Source organism: Streptomyces sp. NPDC053755 (genome assembly GCF_040677675.1).
Lineage (GTDB): Bacteria > Actinomycetota > Actinomycetes > Streptomycetales > Streptomycetaceae > Streptomyces.
In genome coordinates, this window is sequence record NZ_JBFASK010000013.1 from 40576 (window position 1) to 62147 (window position 21572).

Here is a 21572-nt window from a genome sequence, read left to right on the forward strand (position 1 = left end):
ACGAGCGACGAGTCCCGCCGTGTCGCGGCGGCTCACGCTCCCGGTCCCGGTCTGCGGCAGCCCGCGCGCCGACCCGCTGGTCGCGCCGGTGCCGGTCCGGACCGACGTGCTCGGCCAGGGGACCTCCGCACGCGTCTCGGAAAGCCGACGCGCCGCCCGAGGTGACCGGGACGCCACCCTCCTCGTTGGGCACGGCATGCAGCCGTACGACATCTCCCACCGCCCTGTCATATCCGCCCCGGCGGACCGCCCTGCCCGCCCCTCGCGGAACGACGCGGAGGCGGCCCTCGTCGAGCACTATCCGCGCCTCGTCCGGCTCGCCCACACCGTCCTGCCGCCCGCTCTCGGCCGGCACCGCAGGGTGCTCACCGCGCACTCCCTCGTGCAGAGGGCCCTCTCGGGGGCCGACCGCTCCCGCCGTGGGCCCGCCCGCCCCGGCCCGGCGCTCCCCGCCCAGCGCGGCCATGACGATCCGGCCCTCGCGTGGCTGCGCGAGCGCGTGGTCGCCGGAGCCTTGCGCACGGCCGCCCGCCCCTCGCGCCTCCGCGTCCGGCCGCTCCTCCCCGTCGTCCTCGGACTGCGGCTGTTCCCCCGGGCCGGCGGGGACGGCGAACTCGCCCTGGAACGCGAACTGGGAATCGTCGCACCGCAGATCAGGGCCGCCTTCGCCCTTCGCGTACTCGAAGGCCTCACCCCCGGCTCCACCGCCCGCCTGCTGACCGCCGCGGGGGTGGCCGACGCGCGCGCCGCCCTCCAGGACGCCGAACGCCTCGCCGCCACCGCCGGCACCGATGCCGAATCGCTCCTGCACGGAGCCGAGTTCGACGCCTGCACCGTACAGACACGCCCCACGGACCTGCTGCGCCGCCGGCAGCGCCGACTGCTCGTCGTGCTCGCCGCGGCCCTGCTGCTCACGGCCGCCGCGACCGCGACCGTCACGCTCCGCCCCGAGCGGGAGACGCGCGAGACCACCGCCCCCGCCTCCCTCGCCCTCGCGGTCGACCCCGCCCGACTGGTCCGCGCCCCCGGACAGCTCTGGGCCGACACGGCGCGCGTCGACCTCACCGTCTGGCCCGCCCGGGGCGCGCGGACCGGCGACACGGCGCTGCTGTCCCGCGCGCTCGACGCGTGGGCCCGCGCCACGCTCCCGCCCACAGCCGACGAACGGGCCGGCCTCCGCGTCACCCTCACACCCGGAGCAGCACCGGCCCCGCCCATCGCACCGGCACAGCTGCTCTTCGCCGGGACCGTCGACGACACGGCCGTCGTCCTCCTGTACGACCGCCGCCGCCTCGTCCGCTACGCCGAGCCCCTCACCGGGCGGGGCCCGGCGGCCGTCGAACTCGCCCTCGCCGACGACACCGACGTGACCACCGGCGCGGCCGTGGTCGTCGGCAGAGACGCCGACCGGGCACGGTTCCTCCTCGCGCCCTGGATCGACCGCAGCGCCGTACGGGACCTGCGGCGCCCGAGCCGGGACGGCGCCCCGCTGGCGGTCTCCCCGCACGGGCTCACCGACCCCGTGCCCCGGATGGCGGGAGACTGCGGCCGGGCGCCCGTGCTCGAGCTGCGCTCGTCCGCGAGGATCGTCGAGGACCACTCCTTCCTCCTGGCCGACCTCGGCGACCTCACGCCCGCGCACCTGAGCTGGACCCCGCCCCCCACGACCGGAACCCTGGCACGCCAGCCGCGCGAGGCCACCTCGGCCGCCGGGCTCGCCGCCTGGGGCCGCTCCGCCTGCTCGCTGACGGCCCTGGGCGGTACGGGCGTACGCGCCGTCAACCGCTGGGAGTTCGCGGAACACCCCCTCCCCGGGGGCGTCGGCCGCGCGACGTGGACGTGCACCCGCGCGGAGGACGGGGAAGGGCGTGCCCGTGTCTCGGTGGCGGTGGAGGCGACCAGCGGGACGACCCGCCCGGTGCCGGGCCCGGTACCCGAGCCGACGGACACCGCGGCGTGCAGCCGCTTCGGACAGCACGTGCTCGCCGGGACCTACTGGACCGCTCCCTCGGGAGCCCGCCACTACCTGGCGGCGGGCAGCCGCCGGCTGACCGGCGTCACCGCCCGGGGCGCCGTCTCCGCCTCCGTCCGGGGGCCGCTCCTGGCCGTGCGTACGACGGCGGAAGGACCGGTCCGGCTGACGGGAACGGTACCCGGCGCCGGAGAGGTGCGGGGCTGGGGCGAAGGCGGGCTCGGATAGGGCGCCGGACGGACGGGATACCGAGAGGCGGGGAGCCGAGTCGGGCGCACGGTGCACGACAACGCGGTCCCCGCCTCCGGTATCCCCCGGGCCGTGCTGTCAGCCGAGGCCGGCGGTCCGCCCGGCCGTCTCCGGCGTCGTCCGCCCGGTCCGCCGCGGCGCGGCGGGAAAGCGGAACTCGGTGCGGCGCGGGTGAGACGGGCCTGGCCGGACCACCGCGCTGGGGTAGTCCGGTCGGTTGGGAGCGTCCCGGACGTGCTGGGTCTCCAGGCACACGGCTCCGTGGCGGCGCAGGGGGAGGCCGTCCGCGGTGGTGAGGGAGCCGTCGAGCCGGTTGGCCGTGTACACCTGCAAGCCCGGTGCGGTGGTCCACACGTCCATGACACGCTTCTCGCCCGGCGCGGCCAGCCGGGCGGCGCGGAGCAGCGGGCCGCTCGGGGCTGTGCCGAACGGCCGACGGCGGATCGTGGGTCGGGGCATGATGAGTCCTCGCGGCAGACGGACGGCGGTGGGGACGCGCGTGCCGGACGTGGCGGCCGGCGGTGGAGGGCGTTCTTCGTGGTCGTCGTGACAGGCCCCGAGGTCTGTCCCCCCGGGGGGAATGAGGGGACAGACCTCACGGGTGGGAGCCGCCGCCCGTGGACTCCCTGATCACGAGCCGGTACCCGGGCCTGATGCGCCGGGCCTCGGACACGGGCCCGCCGACGAGCCGTGCGACGAGGCGGTCCACGGCGTGCCGGGCGATCGCCTGCTTGTCCGGGGCGACGGTGGTGAGGCTGATCGCGCCGAAACGGCTCTCCTCGATGTCGTCGAAGCCGACCACGGCGATGTCCTCGGGCACCCGCAGGCCGCGTTCCGTCAGAGTGCGCATGGCCCCGAGGGCGATGAGGTCGTTGTACGCGAAGACAGCGTCGGGCCGGGCGCCCCGGTCCAGGAGCGCCGCCATGGCCGCCGCTCCGTCGCCGCGGCCGTAGCCGTCGGTGGCGACGACCAGGGCCTCCTCGGCTTCCAGACCCGCGGCGGCCAGTTCCTCGCGCCAGCCCCGCAGGCGCAGGTGGGCGGGCTGCCGCTCGCGGCCGGTACGGGAGCCGAGGAAGGCGATCCTCCGCCGCCCGAGGTCGAGCAGATGGCCGACCGCGTGACGGGCCGCCGCCACGTTGTCGATGGCGATCTGGTCGTACGGGGCCTCGTACTCCCGCTCGCCGAGCAGGACCAGTGGCGAGGTCTCCTGCCGGGCGAGCAGATCGTCGTTCTCCAGATGTATGGGGCTGAGGATCAGTCCGTCGATGACGTGGGAGCGGAACTCCTGGCAGACCAGCAGCTCCCGTTCGCGCAGTCCCGCCGTGTGATCGACGAGCACGGTGTAGTCGTGCTGGGCCGCCGCGTCGATCACGGCGCCGGCCAGCTCCGCGAAGTAGGGGTTGCCGAGCTCCGGCACGGCGAAGGCGATGATGCCGGTGCGGCCCTTGCGCAGGTGCCGGGCCGTGAGGTTCGGACGGTAGCCGAGTTCGTCGATGGCCTGTTGCACCTTCGCGCGCATTCGGGGCGTGACGTGGGGATAGTTGTTCACCACGTTGGAGACGGTCTTGATCGAGACGCCGGCCCGCTGCGCGACGTCCTTGAGGCTGACGCCCACGGAACTCCTCTGTTTCGGCTCTGATCGGCTGGGGCCGGTGGACGGCCGGACGGGTGGCCGGTGACCGGTGCCGGGGACCCGGGAGGGCCCCTGCCCCGGGACTCCGGTGGGCCGGGCGTTCGCGTGACCGCCGTGGCGTCAGAGCGTTCTTCTGCTGCGTGAAACGTACCGCTGTGCGACGACCACGAGGATCAGGAAGCCGCCGCTGACCACCGACTGGTACGACGAGTTCAGGGAGCCGATCTGGTTGATCAGGTTCTGGATCACGGCGAGCAGCAGGACGCCCCAGAGGGTGCCGCTGACCGAGCCGGCGCCGCCCACGAGCAGGGTCCCGCCGATGACGACGGCCGCGATGGCGTCGAGCTCCATGCCCGCGCCGATGATCGTCACTCCGGACGAGAGCCGGGCCGCGTTGAGGGCTCCGGCGAACCCCGCGAGGAGTCCGCTGAGCACGTACACCGTCACCTTGGCGCGGGCGACGGGCAGCCCCATCAGGGTGGCGGCGTCGGTACTGCCGCCGACCGCGAACAGGGTCTGGCCGAACGAGGTGCGCTGGAGGATGAGGCCGCCGGCGCCGAAGAGCGCGAGAGCGACGAGGATCGGGTAGCCGAAGCCGGCGACGCCACCCTGGCCCAGCTCGCCGAACGCCGAGCCCTTGGGCACGAGGTAGGTCGTGGCGCCTTCGTCGGTGAGGGCGAGCAGCAGCCCGCGTGCCCCCAGCAGCGAGGCGAGGGTCACGATGAACGGCGCCATCCCCGCACGGGCGATCAGCAGACCGTTGAGGGTGCCGATCGCTCCGCAGACCACCAGGGGGACGAGCAGCGCCGGCAGCAGCCCCCACTGCGAGGCCCAGGCGGCGAGCACGCCGCCCAGGGCGAAGACGGAACCGACGGACAGGTCGATGCCCCCGGTGATGATCACCAGCGTCATGCCGAGCGCCACGATCGCCAGGAACGACGCCTGCACCAGCACACCGCGGGAGTTGTCGAGGGTGGCGAAGGCGGGATAGGCGAAGGAGGCGATCACGACGACGAGGAGCAGGACGGCGAGCACGCCTTGACGCTGCACCAGCGAGAGGAGGCGTGCGGAGACGGACACCTCGGCGCCCGTGCGGTCCTCGGCCGCCGCGCGTCCGGGGGGCGGGGGCGACGGGGCGCCCTTCCGCCGGGTGGTGAGGGGTGAGGTGAGGTTCATCGGGATCGGCGCTCCCGTGCGACGTAGACGGCGGCGACGATGATGGCCGCCTGGGCGATCTGGGCGGTGGAGTCGGGAAGATCGTGCGTGACGAGCGTGGCGCGCAGCAGCTGCATCAGCAGCGCACCGGCCACCGTGCCCAGGACCCGGACGGAGCCGCCGCTGAGCGGGGTGCCGCCCACCACCACGGCGGTGATGGCCGAGAGCTCCATCAGGGTGCCCAGCGAGGAGGGGTCGCTCGCGGTGAGGCGGGCCGTGGCGAGCACCCCGGCCAGGGCGGCGAACACGCCGCACAGGATGTAGACCCCGGTCAGTACGCGCTTGACGGGCAGTCCGGCCAGGGCGGCGGCCGACCGGTTGCCTCCGATGGCGACGACCTGGCGCCCGAACGTGGTGCGGTGGACGAGGAGGGCCACCAGGATCGCCAGCCCTCCGGCGACGAGCACGACCAGTGGGACGCCGAGGAGGCTGCCGGTGCCGAGGGCCAGCAGGTCGGGGTTGACGATCTGCTTGAGCCGGCCGTCCGCCATCACCAGGGCCAGACCGCGGCCGCCGACGAACAGGGCCAGGGTCGCGACGATGGGTTGCAGCCCGACCACCGACACCAGGGTGCCGTTGATCGCGCCGACGACCGCGCCGGCGAGCACGGCGATGACCAGGGCGGGCACGAGTCCGTACCCGAGGTACAGCGGCAGCAGGGCCGCGGCCAGTGCCATGGCGGAGCCCACGGAGAGGTCGACGCCCTCCGTGCCGATCACCAGGGCCATCCCGAGGGACACGATGACGATCGGGGCGACCTGGATCAGCTGGGTCCTGAGGTTGTCGGCGGTGAGGAAGTGGTCGGTGAACACCGCGTTGAAGAGCAGGAGTACGGCCACGGCGGCGTACACGCCGTACTCCTGGAACCAGGCGGCGACCGGCCGGGTCGCGGCGGCGCGAGCCGGTGCCGCGGGGGCCCGGGTGGTCATCGGGGGTCCTCCTCGGTGCCGGTGGCCGGGTCCCGGTCCTGTGCTCCGGCGGGCGGTCGCGGCGCGGGCACGGTGGGGTCGACGTCAGGTCCGGCGCCGGGCGGGCCGGCGGGGGCGGACGGGAGCGGAGTCCCCGGGGTGTCCGGGGGAGGGCCGTGGTCCGCGAGGGCGGCGAGCAGGGCGTCCTCGGTCACGTTCTCGCCCACGAGTTCCCCGGCGGTGCCGCCGTTCCTGAGGACGACGATCCGGTCGGCGCCCTCGACGAGTTCCTCGATGTCGGACGAGATGAGCAGGACGGCGAGTCCCTCCCGCGCAAGGTCGTCGATGAGGGCCTGGACCTCGGCCTTCGCCCCGACGTCGATACCTCGGGTGGGCTCGTCGAGCAGCAGCACCTTCGGCTCGAGACAGAGCCAGCGCGCCAGGAGGACCTTCTGCTGGTTGCCCCCAGACAGTTCGCCGACCTTCTGCTCGGGACTGGACGCCTTGATCCGCAGCCGTCGGATGAAGGCGTCGACGACCCGGTCCTGCCGCGCTCGCGAGACGATGCCCGCGCGCGAGAGCCGGGGGAGTGCGGCGAGCACGATGTTCTCGCGGACGGAGAGGCCCGGGACGATGCCTTCCGCCTTGCGGTCCTCGGGCAGCAGGCTGATCCCGGCGCGGATGGCGCTCGCGGAGGAGAGGCGCCCGGGCGGGGCGCCGTCGACGCGGACCTCACCGGAGTCCAGGGGAAGGGCGCCGGCCAGCGCCTTCGCGGTCTCGCTGCGGCCGGAGCCGAGCAGGCCGCCGAGGCCGAGCACCTCGCCGGGGTGGAGCTCCAGCGACACACCGTCCAACTGGTGCCTTCGGACCAGGCCGTCGGCGGTCAGCACCGGCGTGCGCGCGATGTCATGGCCCTTGGCGCCGAAGCTCGTCATGCCGTGCCGGCGTACCTCGGAGACGTCCCGGCCCAGCATCATGGAGACCAGTCGCACGCGGTCGAGAGCGGCGAGCTCGCCGGTGTGGACGTGCCGCCCGTCGCGGAGCACCGTGACCCGGTCGCATATCCGGTACAGCTCGTCCATGCGGTGGCTGACGTAGACGACGGCGATGTTCCGCCGGCGGAGGTCGCCGATGACCCGGAAGAGGGTATCGACTTCGCGGGGCTCCAGGGACGACGTGGGCTCGTCCATGACGACGACGTGTGCCTCGACCGACACCGCGCGGGCGAGCGCGACCATCTGCTGGGTACCGATCCCCAGCGTGTGCAGGGGGCGGCGCGGATCGACGGTGACACCGAACCCGTCGAGGAGTGCCGTCGCCTCGGCGTGCATCCGCGCGAAGTCGATCAGGCCGAAGCGGTTCCTCGGCTCGCGGCCCAGGAAGATGTTCCGGGCCACGCTCATCAGGGGAACCAGGTTCACCTCCTGGTAGATGGTGGAGATACCGGCCGCCTGCGCCTCGGACGGGCGGGCGAACCGCGCCGGCCGCCCCGACAGGAGCAGTTCGCCGCTGTCCGGCCGGTGTACGCCGGTGAGGACCTTGACGAGGGTGGACTTGCCGGCGCCGTTCTCGCCGACGAGCGCGTGGGTCTCGCCCGCGCGCAGCGTGAACGAGACGTCGTCGAGGGCGACCACGCCGGGGAAGCGTTTTCCGACGCCGCGGGCCTCCAGCACCGTCGGCGCGGGCGAGGGCTCGGTGCCGCTCGCCGCGGACGCTGCCGCTTCGGGGGGTGCCATGAACGTGGCCTTCCGGAGATGGATCGTGGGAATCGTCAGGGGGCGTCCGCGCGGCGCCGTCGGTGGACCGGGGCCGGCGTGGGTGGACGTGGTGCTCGCCGTCGGGGAACGCGGGGCCCGCCGTGGGCGGGACGTGGTGCTCGCGCTGGGTGGTTGCGGGACCGCCGTGAGCGGGGAGGGCGTCGGCGGTCCCGCCGTCCCCTCACCGTCCAGGGCGGGGCGCGGCTCGGCCGGAAGCCGCGTCCCGCCCGGTCGCGGACCGGTCAGTAGGCTCCGCCGAGGGATTCCTTGGCGTTGGACGGGTCGTAGGCGCGGTCCGAGATGATGACGTCCTCGGCGATGCCCTCGCCCGCGTAGAACTTCCGAGCGGTGGCGAAGGCGAGCGGCCCGAACCGCGGGTTGGACTCGATGACGGCGTTGAGTTCGCCGTCGGCCAGGGCCTGGACGGCGTTGCGGGTCCCGTCGATGGACACGATCTTGATGTCCTTGCCGGGAGCCTTGCCCGCCGCCTTGAGCGCGGTGACGGCGCCGAGGGCCATCTCGTCGTTCTCCGCGTAGACCGCCGTGATGCCGGGCTTGGACTGGATCAGCTGCTCCATGACCTGCTGGCCCTTGTCACGGGCGAACTCGCCGGTCTGCTGGGCGACGATCTCCAGTCCCGGCGCCTCGGCCGCGACCCGGTCGACGAAGCCCTTGGTGCGGTCGGTGGTGACGCTGTTCCCCGACGAGCCGAGCAGGATGGCGACCTTGCCCTTCCCTCCGGTCGCCTTGATCATCGCGTCGGCCGCCCGCTTGCCCTGCTCGACGAAGTCCGATCCCAGGAACGCCAGATAGTCCTCGCACGCGGTCGCGTTGACCTTGCGGTCGATGGTCAGGACGGGGACCTTCTTGGCCGCCGCGGCCTGGAAGGCGGGCTCCAGGCCGTCGGAGTTGAGCGGGGCGACGATCAGGAACTGGGCGCCCTGCGCCAGCATGTCCTGGATGTCGCTGATCTGCTTGGACAGCTGCGACTGCGCGTTGGTGGTGAGGAGCTTCCTGACCCCGGCCTTCGCGGCCTCGTCCTTGATGGACTGCGTCTCCGCGATACGGAAGGGGTTGGCCTCCTTCTCCGACTGCGAGAAGCCGACGATCGCGTTCTCGAGGTCGAGTTTCGGCGCGCCGTACGCGGTGAGGGTGCAGCCGGGGCCCGCGGAGGCCGTCGGCGTCTGCACCGTCTGCGCTCCCTGGCCGGCGTCGCCGCCCGTGTGGTCGGTGGTCTCCGACTTGGCACAGCCGGAGAGCGCCATCGTGACGGTGGTGGCGACGACGCACGCGACGGAGAACGTGCGGGATCTCTGCGGAAGGAACATCGGGGAACACTCCTTGGCGGGGGACAGCACCACCGAGTGGCGTGCGGTCGCGCGGGGTGATCGGGCGGAGCGGGTCTGCCGCGACGGGCCGGCAGATCTGGCGCATGCGTAGGGAAAACGGCGTAGGTCACCGAGATCAAGGCTCTGACCTGCGGGAATGGCCAGTCGGAGCGGTCGGCCGACGGGCGGTGGCTCCGGCTTTACAACGTTATAACGGTGGGTCGGCAAGCGGGGCAAGAGTGCGGCGCGACGTTTCCGGAACGCCTTGCCCGGCGTGCTCCGGCAGTCAACCGGGCCGACCTGCACGGCGGATGACGTCGCATCACCTCGTCGGTGCGCGGGGTCTGGACAGCCTCAGGGCGGCGTGCTGTCATTCCGCTGCACGCATGTTTCCAACGTTGGAATGAGGGTCGTCCCGTGCTGCCCGGCGCGTGGTCGGCACACCCGCCGGCCGCCCCGCCGTCATGTCGACCCGCCCTACCGACCCGTCGTACCGACACGCCGTCACACCATCACTCGCCGTCCCCCGAGACCTCGTAGTGACGCCCCGCCCCTCCGTACCGACACCCCGTCACACCGACACCCGCCGTACCGAGACCCCGTACCGCCACCGTCTTTCTGACGCCCCGTCATGCCCGCTTCCCGCCGCGCCGTCGCGCAGAGCCCGCCGACGCGAGGGAGGGGCCCCGCCGGACACCCATCCCGAGGACCGCCGCTCACCGAGGTGGTCGCGCCGTCACGTCCCCTCCGGGTCCGGCCGCTCTCCGAATCCCCTCTCCACGAGGAAAGACTCGATGACACGACGAAACACCCGCTCCCGCACGGGAATCCGGGCGCTGCTGACCGCGGCCGCCCTGGTACTGCCCACCAGCGTCCTGACCCCCACCGCCTCGGCCGCGGAGCCGGCCGGATCCGTATCCTCGCGGTCGCTCGCGACCGCCCACGACGCCGCCATCGAGGTGCACGGCCTCAAGGGCGAGTACTTCGCCATGTCGGCGCCCGGCGCCCGGGACTTCGCCGAACTCGGCGGCACGTCCCTCGACCCGCGGATCGACTTCGCCGGGCTGACCGGCACCTTCCAGAGCCTCACCGGCCGCAGTGAACACACCACCGCCCGCTGGACGGGCCTGATCGAGGCGCCGATCACCGGCGCGTACACCTTCCACGGCATCGGCGACAACGGCTTCCGCCTCTTCATCGACGGGAAGCCGGTCATCGACCACTGGGTACCCGACTGGGACAGGGAGCAGACCAGCGCCCCGGTCGGTCTCGTGGCCGGCGAGAAGCACCAGTTCCGCCTGGAGATGTTCCAGGACGTCGGCGGGGCGAACATGTTCCTGCGCTGGTCGACTCCCACGATGGGCAAACAGCTCGTGCCGGAGTCGGCGTTCACGCCGCCCGCCGACTTCGAGGTCTATCCGGTCGAGCCGACCGTCCCGGAGAGCGGTCGGCAGCTGCGTCTGAGGTTCGACGACAGGGTCTCCGGCCTCGCGGCGGTCAAGGACCACCTCACGGTCGAGGCCGACACCACGCCCATGCCGATCAGCTCGGTCGCCGTCGCGCCGGACGACCCGCACGCCGCGCTCGTCACGCTCGCCGAGCCGATCCAGAAGAACCAGCAGGTCCGGGTCGACTACGACGGCCAGGGCGGCCTCAAGAACGGCGGCGAGACCGTGCCGCGGATCCTGCGCACGGCGGCCAACGCCTCCACCCACCGTCTCACCACCGAATGGGGCGACGAGCTGGACGAGAAGAACCCGCTGCCGGAGTACCCGCGCCCGCAGCAGGTCCGCGCCAAGTGGAAGAACCTCAACGGGCCCTGGCAGTTCGCCGGTGCCGCCACCGGGGAGCAGCCCGTCTTCGGCAAGGACCTCGACGAGAGGATCATCGTGCCCTTCCCGGTGGAGTCCCAGCTCTCCGGTGTCGAACGGCACGAGGACCACATGTTCTACCGCCGCCTCGTCACCGTCCCGAAGGACTGGAAGGTGGGCGCGGCCGGCAAGGGCAACCGGCTGAAGCTGAACTTCGGCGCGGTCGACTACCAGGCCCGTGTATGGGTCAACGGCAAGCAGGTCGCCGAGCACACGGGCGGCTACAACGCCTTCGGCGCCGACGTCACCGACGCGCTCGAGGGCACCGGACCGCAGGAGATCGTCGTCGCGGTCACCGACACCGGCGGCGCGAACCAGCCGACGGGCAAGCAGTCCACGCATCCGGGCGGCATCTTCTACACCCAGTCCTCCGGCATCTGGCAGACGGTCTGGATGGAGCCGGTCGCCCCCGTGTCGATCGACGACATCGTCACGACGCCCGACGTCGACTCCGGCAGTCTGGCGGTGACCGTCGCGTCCGGCGACGCCACGTCCCGGGCCCGCGTCGACGCCGTCGCCCGCGACGCGCGGGGCAGGGTCGTCGGCCGTGTCACCGGACCCGCGAACGCCGCGCTGCGCCTGCCGGTGGCGAAGCAGCGCCTGTGGAGCCCGGACGACCCGTACCTGTACGACCTCGAGGTGAGGCTCACCGACGGGAAGTCGGCCGACAGGGTCGACGGCTACTTCGGCATGCGGAAGATCGGGATCGAGAAGGTCGGCGGCTTCCCGAAGCTCGTGCTGAACGGCAAGCCGGTCTTCTCCCTGGCCACCCTGGACCAGGGCTTCTGGCCCGACGGCCTCTACACCCAGCCCAGCGACAAGGCGCTCGCCTTCGACCTCGAAGCGCATAAGCGGCTCGGCTTCAACGCCGTCCGCAAGCACATCAAGGTGGAGTCGCCGCGCTGGTTCTACCACGCGGACCGGCTGGGGCTGCTGGTCTGGCAGGACTTCGTCTCGGGGAACCTCACCCACGAGGCGGGCCGCAGGGCCTTCGTCGACCAGGGCCGCGAGATGATGCGGCAGCACCACAGCTCCCCGTCCGTCATCGGCTGGATCGTCTTCAACGAGGGCTGGGGAGAGTGGGACCGCGAGGAGACCGGGCGCATCGCCGAGTCGGTCAAGGCGGGCGACCCCTCCCGTGTCGTGAACGCCCACAGCGGGGTCAACTGCTGCAACTCCAAGGGTGACTCGGGCAAGGGCGACATCATCGACCACCACGACTACAACAACACCGACCCGGCCTATCCCGACACGCGGCGGGCCGCCATGGACGGCGAACACGGCGGCTTCACCCTGCGCACCCCCGGGCACATGTGGCCGGGCGCCCCGACCGTGATCTACAGCGGCGTCGCCGACAAGGAGGCGCTGACCCGCACGTACGTCGAGAACACCGAGCGGTTCTACCTGGAGGCGGCCGGCGCCGAACTCTCCGGCTCCGTCTACACCCAGATCTCCGACCTGGAGAACGAGCTCAACGGCCTCTACACGTACGACCGCCGGGAGATCAAGGTCGACCCGGTGCGCGTCCGTGACATCAACCGCAAGGTCATCGCCGCCGGAGCGGCCGCCGGCGGGCGCACCCCCGCCGCAGGCGGCGGGGCCTGGTCCCTGGACGAGGGCTCCGGCACCGTCGCCCGCGACTCCGGCCCGAACGGCCACACCCTCACCCTGACCGAGGGCACCGCGTGGACCTCCGGGGTCCGCGGCAGCGCGCTGACGTTCGACGGCCAGGGCCGCTACGCCGAGACCGACGGCCCGGTCATCGACACGACCGCGAGCTACACCGTCTCCGCGTGGGCCACGCTCGACTCCCTGCCGGGCAACTACGCCACCGCGGTGAGCCAGGACGGACGCCGCCAGGAGAACCCGTTCTACCTGCAGTACGGGCAGGGCGCCTTCGCGTTCAGCACGTCGGGCGGGAACCGAGCCCGGCACGTCACGACCCCTCGACTCGGCCGCTGGTACCACCTGGTGGGCGTGCGGGACGCGGACAGGAACGAGATCCGGCTCCATGTCGACGGCGCGCTCGTGGCGACGGCGCCGTCCGGGCCGGCCGATGTGAGCACCGGCCCGCTCGCGGTGGGGCGCGCCCGCTGGGGCGGCGGGAACGTCGACTTCTGGAACGGCGCGATCGACCAGGTCCACGCCTTCGACAAGGCGCTTTCCCCGGAGGAGGTGGCCGCGCTCCACACGTCCGAGCGTCCCTGAGGGAGGCTCGCGGGGCCGCGCGGCCGGAGCCGGGCGGCCCGGGTTCCCCGGTGCGCGAGCCGGCTCGGCGCGCACCGGGTCTCCGGCGTGTCCGCCGCCGGGGCGTGAGCACCGAGCGACCGACGGCCGAAACTTGGTATGGACCTGTCATGCCCTCGGGGCCTACCGTGGCCGCCGAACACCTGAGAGCGCTCTCACGCGCTCCGTGCCCCCACACCAGGAGGTCTCGTGACACGCACCATGCCCCTTCGCTCCGCCGCCGCGGCGCTGATGCTCGTCCTCGGTCTCGGCTCCGCAGGCGTCGCGAACGCCGCCCCCCTGCCCGAGCCGCGCCCGTCCTCCCCGTCCGCCTCGGACGGTCTGCTCGACGCCCTGCGCCACGACTTCGGACTGACCGCCGCCCAGGCGGAGGAGCGGCTGCGGGCGGAGAAGGCCGCGACGGCCGTCGAGACGCCCGCCCGGAAGGCCGCGGGCGGCGACTACGCCGGGTCGTGGTTCGAGCCCGCCACGGGACGGCTCGTCGTCGCCCTCACCGACCGCACCGAGGAGGCCGAGGTGCGCGCGCTCGGCGCCGACACCCGGATCGTCCGGCACAGCGCCGCGGAGCTGGACCGGGCCAAGGCGCGACTGGACGCGCTCTCCGCCCCGGCGGGCGTGGCCGGCTGGCACGTCGACCCCCGCTCCAACAGCGTCGTCGTCACCGTCGTGCGCGCCGAGCGGACCACGCCCGCCGTCCGCGCCTTCCTGGCGAAGGCCCGCGACACCGGCCTCGTCACCACGGCCGAGACCGCCGCCGCGCCCCGTACGTACGCCGCCGGAACCGTCGGCGGCGACCCGTACTACACCGGCAACGTCCGCTGCTCGATCGGCTTCTCCGTGCACGGCGGATTCGTGACCGCCGGCCATTGCGGACGGGCCGGGGCGGCGGTGCGCGGCTGGGACGGATCCGCCATGGGCACCTTCCAGGGCTCGTCGTTCCCCGGCGACGACTACGCGTACGTGAGCATCCACAGCGGCTGGTGGACGGTGCCGGTGGTACTCGGCTGGGGCACCGTCCCGGACCGGCTGGTGCGCGGCTCCGCCGAGGCGCCCGTGGGCGCGTCGATCTGCCGCTCCGGCTCCACCACGCGGTGGCACTGCGGCACCGTCCTGGCCAAGAACCAGACGGTGAACTACAGCCAGGGCGCCGTCCACCAGATGACGAAGACCAGCGTGTGCGCCGAGGGCGGCGACTCCGGCGGCGCGTTCATCAGCGGTGACCAGGCCCAGGGCGTCACCTCCGGCGGCTGGGGCAACTGCTCCTCCGGCGGCGAGACGTGGTTCCAGCCCGTCAACGAGATCCTCGGCCGCTACGGACTGACCCTGCACACGGCCTGACGGGTGCCGGAGCACGACGAAGGCTCCTTCCGGGCGTCACCGCGCCCGGAAGGAGCCCGTCTCGCCGTCCCGGTTCGGTCCCGGGTGAAGCTCCCCGTCAGGGCGCCCACGGCGCTCCGAGGACCGGCTGCTGTCGGGCGCCGCGGGCATCGACACCCCGTCAGTCGGCCGGGATACCGCCCCGCATGCGTCCATTGGTGTGTCACCGCGTCGAACGGCACGGGAGGGACCGCGAAGCGCGTCGGGCCCCGCCGGGCCGGCGTACCCGGTCCGAACGCGGACACCGGCGGGAGCCTGAAGTTCTTCGAGTGACCGCCGCCCCGGTCAGGTGGAGGCGGGGGCGGGGTCGTCGTCCCAGGCCAGCGAGGCGATCCTCCACCCCGCCGGCGTCCGGACGAACTGCGTGGTCTTGTGGCCCGAACCCTCGAACCACTCGCCGTGACGGAAGCCGGACTTGCGGTACTCGCTGAACCGGTGGGCGACCGATCCCACGACCTCCGTCCGCTCGGCGACCTCCCACTCGGAGAACTCCGTCAGCGTCCCGTCCGTGAGCATCCTCTGCCGTGGCGCGATGAACGCGTCGAGATCGTGGATGACCGGCTCGTCACCGGTGTTCGCGATGATCCGTCCCTGGGGGATGAAGACCTCGCGGATGACGTCGAGATCGGGCCTGCGGCCGTCCGTGTTGGTGAAGGCGCCGACGAACACACCCATCAGCCGGTCGAGTTCGGCGCGGTCGCCGGCCCCGGACGCGTCCCCCGTCGGCGGCCACTCGTCGGCCAGGAGCGACCAGACCTCCACGTCGTACCGGCGGCCCCGGTACGAGGAGTGACTCCGCAGGACGCCGTCGCGGCTCATGCCCAGCCGTCGCGCGACCGCGATGCTGCGGGTGTTGCCGGCGGCCGCCCACCATTCGACGCGGCTCATCCCGCGCTGCCGGAAGGCCCAGTCGATCAACTCCCGGCAGGCCCGGGTCACCAGGCCCCGCCCCTCCCCGGCCGGCTCGGCCCAGCAGCCGACCTCGCACACCCCGGAGGCGCCGTCGAACCGGGTGAACATGACACCGCCGACCAGCGTGCCGTCCAGCCAGATCCCGTAGATCCGTCCCGCGTCCTGGGCCTGGCGGTCGGCGTAGCGCTGCAGGGTGGCCGTGGCCGACACGAGGTCGGTGCTGAACGTCGCCCAGGGGATCCACGGATCGACGGAGCCGCGGGAACGGTCGATGTGGGCGAGGAACTCCCGTGCCTGCCAGGGCTCCAGGGGGCGGAGCACGGCGTGGTCGCCGAGCGGCAGCGTGAACATGAGGGCCTCGCTCTCCGGAGTACGTAACAAGCGTTCGGTATGTACGCTAGCAGCATGCCCGCCGCCGCACCCGGGCCATGGCGCCGTAGGCTGAGCGGGTGACCCTGCGTACCCTCCACGACCGATCCGTCCTGGCCGCCCGCTTCGGGAGCGACCCGGAGATGCACCTGATGGAACTGGGCGACCTCGACGACCTGTTGTGGCCCTACACCACCTGGTACACGGTGTCGGACAGCGGCCCCGTCGCGCTGCTGTACGCGGTCGGCGACATCCCGACCCTGATCGCCTTCTCCCGCCCCGATCAGGCCGCGGAGCTGGAGGAGCTGGCCGGCGCGCTGTTGCCCGTCCTGCCCCGGCGCTTCTTCGGTCACCTGACGGGTGCGGGGGCCAAGGTCCTGGAGTCGGCTTATGCGGTGGAGCGGAACGACACCCTGGTCCGCATGGCGCTCACCGACCCCGGCCGTGCGGTCCCGCCCGAGGACGGCCCCTGGCTGCCCGCTCCGCTGGGCCGGGCCGACCTGCCGGAGCTGCTCGCGCTGTTCGCGCAGGCGTATCCGGGCAACTGGTTCGACCGGAGGATGCTGGACACCGGCCAGTACGTGGGCGCCCGGCGCGACGGACGGCTCGTCGCCGTCGCCGGGGTGCACGTCTACTCGCCCGCCTACCGCGTCGCCGCGCTCGGGAACGTCACCACGCACCCCGACGCACGGGGCCAGGGGGCGGGCGGAGCCTGCGTGGCCGCGCTCTGCCACCGGCTCGGCCGGAGCGTGGACCACATCGGGCTGAACGTCCGCGCGGACAACGCCACGGCCGTCGCGCTCTACCGCAGGCTCGGCTTCTCGGAGGTCACCCGGTTCTCCGAGGCCACCTTCACCGCGCCGGGGACCGGGTGACATCGGGGCCGCGCGCTCCCGTCACCGCGCTCCGGTGGCCCGCGTACCGACAGGCCGGCTCACGGCCGGACCACGGCGTCGATGCGGGCCAGCTCCTCGGCGTCGAAGTCGAGGCCGCCGAGGGCGGCCACGCTGTCCTCGAGCTGACGGGCGCTGCTCGCCCCGACCAGGGCGGAGGTCACGCGCCCGCCGCGCAGCACCCACGCGAGGGCGAGCTGCGCGAGGCTCTGGCCCCGGGACGCGGCGATGTCGTTCAGGGCGCGCAGCCGGGACACCAGCTCCGCGGTCACGGCGTCGCGGTTCAGGAAGGGGCTGTCACTCGCGGCGCGCGAGTCCTCGGGGATTCCGTCCAGATAGCGACCGGTGAGCAGGCCCTGCTCCAGAGGGGAGTAGGCGATGGAGCCGACCCGGAGTTCGTCGAGCGCGTCCAGCAGGCCCTCCTCCTCCGGGCGCCGGTCGAGCATCGAGTAGCGCGGCTGGTGGATGAGCAGCGGAGTGCCGAGCTCGGCGAGGATGCGCGCGGCCTCGCGGGTCTGCTCGGCGGAGTAGTTGGAGACGCCGACGTAGAGAGCCTTGCCCTGTTGGACCGCCGAGTGCAGGGCGCCCATCGTCTCCTCCAGGGGAGTGTCCGGGTCGAAGCGGTGCGAGTAGAACACGTCGACGTAGTCCAGACCCAGCCTGCCCAGGCTCTGGTCCAGCGACGACAGCAGGGACTTGCGCGAGCCCCATTCGCCGTACGGCCCCGGCCACATCAGGTACCCGGCCTTCGTGGAGATGATCAGTTCGTCGCGGTAGGGGGCGAAGTCCGACTTCAGGAAGCCACCGAGCGCGGACTCGGCCGCACCGGGCGGCGGGCCGTAGTTGTTCGCCAGGTCGAAGTGGGTGATCCCGAGGTCGAAGGCGCGGCGCAGGATGGCGCGCTGGGTCTCGGCCGTGCGGTCCGGGCCGAAGTTGTGCCACAGGCCCAGTGACAGGGCGGGAAGCCGGAGGCCACTGCGTCCGGAGCGACGGAAGGGCATGTCGGCGTAACGGCCGGGGTGTGCGGTGTACAACACGACTCCATGGCGTGAGGGGTGCGGTCCCAGGAGTGGGCTGCACCCAATCTGCCCTGGTCTGCGACCATCGGTCCAACAGGAGAATCCGATGGGATTCAATGGTTAGGCTGCTCAATCATGGAACTGCGTCACCTTAGGCACTTCGTCGCCGTCGCCGAGGACAGGCACTTCACCCGGGCCGCCGAGCGGCTCATGGTCTCCCAGTCGGGTCTGTCGGCGTCGATCCGCGCGCTGGAGCGGGAGCTGCGGGCGCCGCTCTTCGTACGGTCCACTCGTCGGGTCACGCTGACGGAGGCCGGCCGCGCGCTGCTGGGCGAGGCGGAGCGGATCCTGGCGCAGGTGCGGGCGGCGCACGACGCGGTGGCGGCGGTGCAGGGCGTGCTGCGCGGCACGCTCGCGCTGGGCACGGAGCAGTGCATCGCCGGTGTGTACGCGGCGGGGCTGCTGGCCGCGTTCCGGCGACGCCACCCGGACGTGGAGATCCGGCTGCGGCAGTCGGGATCCCTCGATCTGGCCGAGGACGTCGCCGCGGGCCGCCTCGACCTGGCCTTCGCGTACCGCACCCGAGCCGACTCCGACCAGCTGCGCTCGGTGCCGCTCGCGACCGAGCCGATGACCCTGCTGTGCCACCCCGGGCACCCGCTCGCTTCGGCCGGTGCGGCCCTCGTGCCCGACGACCTCGCGGGGCACGTCTTCGTGGACTTCCACCCGGACTGGGGCCCGCGCCGGGCCACCGACGCCGCCTTCGCCGCCGCGGGCGTGCGGCGCAAGGTCGCCCTGGAGGTGAACGACGTGCACAGCCTGCTCGACCTGGTGGACGAGAACCTCGGAATCGCCGCCGTACCCCGGCACTTCCGGCACAAGCGCGAGGCGCTGAGCGCCCTCCCCGTGCAGGGCACCGGAGGGGCGGTCTACGAGACGGTCGCCCTGCTGCCGCCTGCCCAGGCCACCAGCCCCGCCGCCCGGGCCCTGCTGGAACTCCTGTAGCTCCCGTATCCCGTCGTCCTGTCACGCCGCCGGAGTGTCGTCCGTACGACCCCCGGGTGGATCGGCGGCCCGAACCGGCCGGTGCGGGCCGGCGGACTCACGGCGTGGGCACGGGCTCGCGAGGGGCGGACGCCGCACCGGTCACCGTCCAGGCGGCCGTGGTCCACAAGGACAGCGCGGCGGTGACGCCGACGACGAGACGCACCGTCGTGTCCGGGCCGTGCGTCGCCCATACGGCGAGGCCGCCGGTCCCCGCCAGGACGAGAAGGGCGGCCGGCAGCCGCAGGCGCGGCTGGGAGAAGACCACGGCGAGCGGGAGGAAGTGCAGTCCGGCCACCAGCGCGACCAGCGGCGGGATCAGTACCGGAGATCCGGCGCGGCCGCACACGACGGCGATGACGATGATGAGGAGCCACTGCAGCGCGTTGATCCGGTGGAACCGCCGTCGCAGGTGTGCCGGTAACGGCCCACCCGCCGACGCGGGCAGCAGCCTCTGCGCCGCCAGCATCAGACCCAGCGCGAGCGCGCACCCCACGACGATCGCGACCGGCCGGACCCAGCCGTCGAAGGCACTCGTGCCCAGCAGCCACCAGCCCGCACCGAACAGTGCGAGGAACCCCACCCCTGATCTGAACATGCCCGCACTGTAGTGCGGGTTCCGTCCCGGTGGGTGGGATTCCCGTGCTCTGCGCGTATCCACCGTCACGGTGCGCGCACGGGCCGCGCTTCCGGCCGGAGCGCCTGGAGCCGGGCCTCGGCGCTCGACAGCAGCATGTCCAGGGCCACCGGGTACGCGCTGTGGGTCATCCGCGCGGCGAGCAGGGGCGCGGTGGCCGCGATGTGCGGGTACTCCTCGGCCGGCAGCCGCGCGTAGGTGGACTCCCACTGCTGTTCGTCGGAGATCCGGGACGCCTCGGTCAGGGCGAGGGAGCCGGCGTCCAGGGCCGCGAAGGCGAGGCTCTGGTCGATGAAGGCGTGGTAGATCAGGACCGCTTCAGGGTCGGGGAAACCGACGGTGCGGAGAATGCCGAGCACGGCTTCGTCGGCGGCGATCTCGCGGGGGCGGCCCGTCACGCGGCCGGCCGTCAACAGGGCCGCCTGGGGGTGGGCGAGATAGGCGCCGTGGATGCGCAGGCCGAGGGCCCGCAGGTCGGCGCGCCAACGGCCGGTGGCCGCCCATCCGTCGAGGGCCCGGCCGATCAACTCCTCGCCGATGGCGAGAGTGAGGCCGTCCATGCCGTCGAAGTAGCGGTAGAGGGTGCTCGGGTCGGCGCCGAGGGCGGCGCCCAGCCGACGGGCGGACAGCCCGGCGCTCCCGTGTTCGCGCAGCATCCGCAGGGCGGTCTCGACGATCAGCCGCTCCGACAGGACGGTCCCCTGCCGGGTCGGACGCCTCCTCCTGCGGGCCCCCTCGGGGACGACCTGCTTCGCCATCATGTGCCTTCCCTCCGAAGACGGCCCTCGCCGCCCGCGCCGAACGGCGGCGTGGCCGGGGGCCTTATGCCAACACCATTGACCTTAGTCCGCCCGCCCCGCTTTCATCCCCTTCCATGAGGCGCGGACCTCCGCGAACCTCACGGAGAGAGGGATTCGTCATGCGTGTTCTGCTTGTGGGCGCCGGCGGCGTCGGTACCGCGATCACCCGGATCGCGGCCCGCCGGGACTTCTTCGACCACTTCGTGGTCGCCGACTACGACATCGCCCGTGCCGAGGCCGCCGTGGCGGCGCTCGAGGACGAAGCCTGCCGGTTCGTCGCGTGCCGGATCGACGCCTCCGACGAGTCCGCCGTCGTCTCGCTCCTCGCCCGGGAGCGGTGCGACGTGCTGTTGAACGCGACCGATCCGCGTTTCGTGATGCCGCTGTTCGAGGCGTCCCTCACCGCGGGCTGTCACTACGTCGACATGGCGATGTCGCTGTCGCGGCCGCACCCCGACCTGCCCTACCGGGAGTGCGGCGTCAAGCTCGGCGACGAGCAGTTCGCACGGGCCGAGGCATGGGAGAAGGCGGGCCGGACGGCCCTTGTCGGCATGGGGGTGGAGCCGGGTCTCTCGGACGTCTTCGCCCGGTACGCAGCCGACGAACTCTTCGACGAGATCGAGGAGATCGGCATCCGCGACGGTGCGAACCTCACCGTCGAGGGCTACGACTTCGCGCCGTCCTTCAGTATCTGGACGACCATCGAGGAGTGCCTGAACCCGCCCGTGGTCTACGAGCGCGAGCGCGGATGGTTCACCACCGAGCCGTTCAGCGAGCCCGAGGTGTTCGACTTCCCCGAGGGCATCGGACCGGTCGAGTGCGTGAACGTCGAGCACGAGGAGGTGCTCCTCGTCCCGCGCTGGGTGGACGCCCGGCGGGTCACCTTCAAGTACGGACTGGGCGACGACTTCATCGGCAAGCTGAAGGCCCTGCACGCGCTCGGACTGGACTCGACCCGGCCGGTCGGCGTCCGTGACGCGGACGGCGAGCCGGTGCGGGTCTCCCCCCGTGACGTGGTCGCCGCCTGCCTTCCTGACCCGGCCACGCTGGGCGAGCGCATGACCGGCAAGACCTGCGCGGGCACCTGGGTGACGGGCACGAAGGACGGCCGCCGACGCGAGGTGTACCTCTACCACGTGGTGGACAACCAGTGGTCCATGCGCGAGTACGGTTCCCAGGCCGTGGTGTGGCAGACCGCCGTCAACCCGGTCGTGGCGCTGGAACTCCTGGCCTCGGGAGTGTGGGCGGGGACGGGCGTGCTGGGTCCGGAGGCCCTGCCGCCGCGCCCCTTCCTGGACCTGCTGACCGCCTACGGTTCGCCGTGGGGCGTGCGCGAGTAGG

Annotated in this window: 16 protein-coding genes; 6 read left to right on the forward strand and 10 right to left on the reverse strand. The window is 72.9% G+C overall.

What is annotated here, in order from left to right; genetic code table 11:
- Nucleotides 1-19 precede the first annotated feature (19 nt).
- The gene (locus AB0K65_RS15205; protein WP_365716461.1) at nt 20-2200 is read left to right on the forward strand and encodes a hypothetical protein; all 2181 of its coding nucleotides are present in this window, start codon (nt 20-22) and stop codon (nt 2198-2200) included.
- 99 nt (nt 2201-2299) lie between these two features.
- Here the strand turns inward: AB0K65_RS15205 and AB0K65_RS15210 are convergent, their stop codons facing one another.
- The 6 genes from AB0K65_RS15210 to AB0K65_RS15235 all read right to left on the reverse strand — a co-directional run bounded on the left by AB0K65_RS15210 (nt 2300) and on the right by AB0K65_RS15235 (nt 9062).
- A complete protein-coding gene (locus AB0K65_RS15210) occupies nt 2300-2680 on the reverse strand; it encodes a hypothetical protein (protein ID WP_365716463.1) in 381 nt (126 codons plus the stop codon).
- A 136-nt stretch (nt 2681-2816) separates the two neighbouring features.
- Complete coding sequence (locus AB0K65_RS15215; protein ID WP_365716465.1) at nt 2817-3836, reverse strand: LacI family DNA-binding transcriptional regulator; 1020 nt, start codon at nt 3834-3836, stop codon at nt 2817-2819.
- Between the two features lie 138 nt (nt 3837-3974).
- Nucleotides 3975-5030: an ABC transporter permease gene (locus tag AB0K65_RS15220; RefSeq protein WP_365716467.1), complete on the reverse strand. Its 1056-nt coding sequence runs from the start codon at nt 5028-5030 to the stop codon at nt 3975-3977.
- The gene (locus AB0K65_RS15225) at nt 5027-5998 is read right to left on the reverse strand and encodes an ABC transporter permease (RefSeq protein ID WP_365716469.1); all 972 of its coding nucleotides are present in this window, start codon (nt 5996-5998) and stop codon (nt 5027-5029) included. The genes AB0K65_RS15220 and AB0K65_RS15225 overlap by 4 nt, the downstream gene beginning before the upstream one ends.
- Nucleotides 5995-7713: a sugar ABC transporter ATP-binding protein gene (locus AB0K65_RS15230; RefSeq protein WP_365716471.1), complete on the reverse strand. Its 1719-nt coding sequence runs from the start codon at nt 7711-7713 to the stop codon at nt 5995-5997. Before AB0K65_RS15230 ends, AB0K65_RS15225 begins: the two co-directional genes overlap by 4 nt.
- Nucleotides 7714-7976: 263 nt before the next feature.
- The gene (locus AB0K65_RS15235; RefSeq protein WP_365716473.1) at nt 7977-9062 is read right to left on the reverse strand and encodes an ABC transporter substrate-binding protein; all 1086 of its coding nucleotides are present in this window, start codon (nt 9060-9062) and stop codon (nt 7977-7979) included.
- A gap of 794 nt (nt 9063-9856) precedes the next feature.
- Between AB0K65_RS15235 and AB0K65_RS15240 the strand changes: the two genes are divergently transcribed.
- Both AB0K65_RS15240 and AB0K65_RS15245 read left to right on the forward strand, forming a co-directional pair.
- The gene (locus AB0K65_RS15240; protein WP_365716475.1) at nt 9857-13141 is read left to right on the forward strand and encodes a LamG-like jellyroll fold domain-containing protein; all 3285 of its coding nucleotides are present in this window, start codon (nt 9857-9859) and stop codon (nt 13139-13141) included.
- A 228-nt stretch (nt 13142-13369) separates the two neighbouring features.
- Entirely contained in the window at nt 13370-14518 is a 1149-nt protein-coding gene (locus AB0K65_RS15245; protein ID WP_365716477.1) for a S1 family peptidase, read from the forward strand.
- A 324-nt stretch (nt 14519-14842) separates the two neighbouring features.
- Here the strand turns inward: AB0K65_RS15245 and AB0K65_RS15250 are convergent, their stop codons facing one another.
- Nucleotides 14843-15820, reverse strand: coding sequence for a GNAT family protein (locus AB0K65_RS15250; RefSeq protein ID WP_365716673.1), 978 nt, complete (start codon nt 15818-15820; stop codon nt 14843-14845).
- 98 nt (nt 15821-15918) lie between these two features.
- On the opposite strand from AB0K65_RS15250, the gene AB0K65_RS15255 reads away from it, so the two are divergent.
- Nucleotides 15919-16713, forward strand: coding sequence for a GNAT family N-acetyltransferase (locus tag AB0K65_RS15255; protein ID WP_365716479.1), 795 nt, complete (start codon nt 15919-15921; stop codon nt 16711-16713).
- A 59-nt stretch (nt 16714-16772) separates the two neighbouring features.
- Here the strand turns inward: AB0K65_RS15255 and mgrA are convergent, their stop codons facing one another.
- Nucleotides 16773-17765 carry an L-glyceraldehyde 3-phosphate reductase gene (mgrA, locus tag AB0K65_RS15260; RefSeq protein WP_365716675.1) on the reverse strand — a complete coding sequence of 331 codons (993 nt, stop codon included), beginning with the start codon at nt 17763-17765 and terminating at the stop codon, nt 16773-16775.
- Between the two features lie 120 nt (nt 17766-17885).
- On the opposite strand from mgrA, the gene AB0K65_RS15265 reads away from it, so the two are divergent.
- On the forward strand, nt 17886-18755 hold the full coding sequence (locus AB0K65_RS15265; protein WP_365716481.1) for a LysR substrate-binding domain-containing protein: 870 nt from the start codon (nt 17886-17888) through the stop codon (nt 18753-18755).
- Nucleotides 18756-18852: 97 nt separating this feature from the next.
- Here the strand turns inward: AB0K65_RS15265 and AB0K65_RS15270 are convergent, their stop codons facing one another.
- Nucleotides 18853-19392 carry a hypothetical protein gene (locus tag AB0K65_RS15270; protein ID WP_365716483.1) on the reverse strand — a complete coding sequence of 180 codons (540 nt, stop codon included), beginning with the start codon at nt 19390-19392 and terminating at the stop codon, nt 18853-18855.
- A gap of 65 nt (nt 19393-19457) precedes the next feature.
- Entirely contained in the window at nt 19458-20189 is a 732-nt protein-coding gene (locus AB0K65_RS15275) for a TetR/AcrR family transcriptional regulator (RefSeq protein WP_365716677.1), read from the reverse strand.
- Between the two features lie 161 nt (nt 20190-20350).
- Here AB0K65_RS15275 and AB0K65_RS15280 point away from each other — a divergent pair, with 161 nt between their 5' ends.
- Entirely contained in the window at nt 20351-21571 is a 1221-nt protein-coding gene (locus tag AB0K65_RS15280; RefSeq protein ID WP_365716485.1) for a saccharopine dehydrogenase C-terminal domain-containing protein, read from the forward strand.
- Nucleotide 21572: the final 1 nt, after the last annotated feature.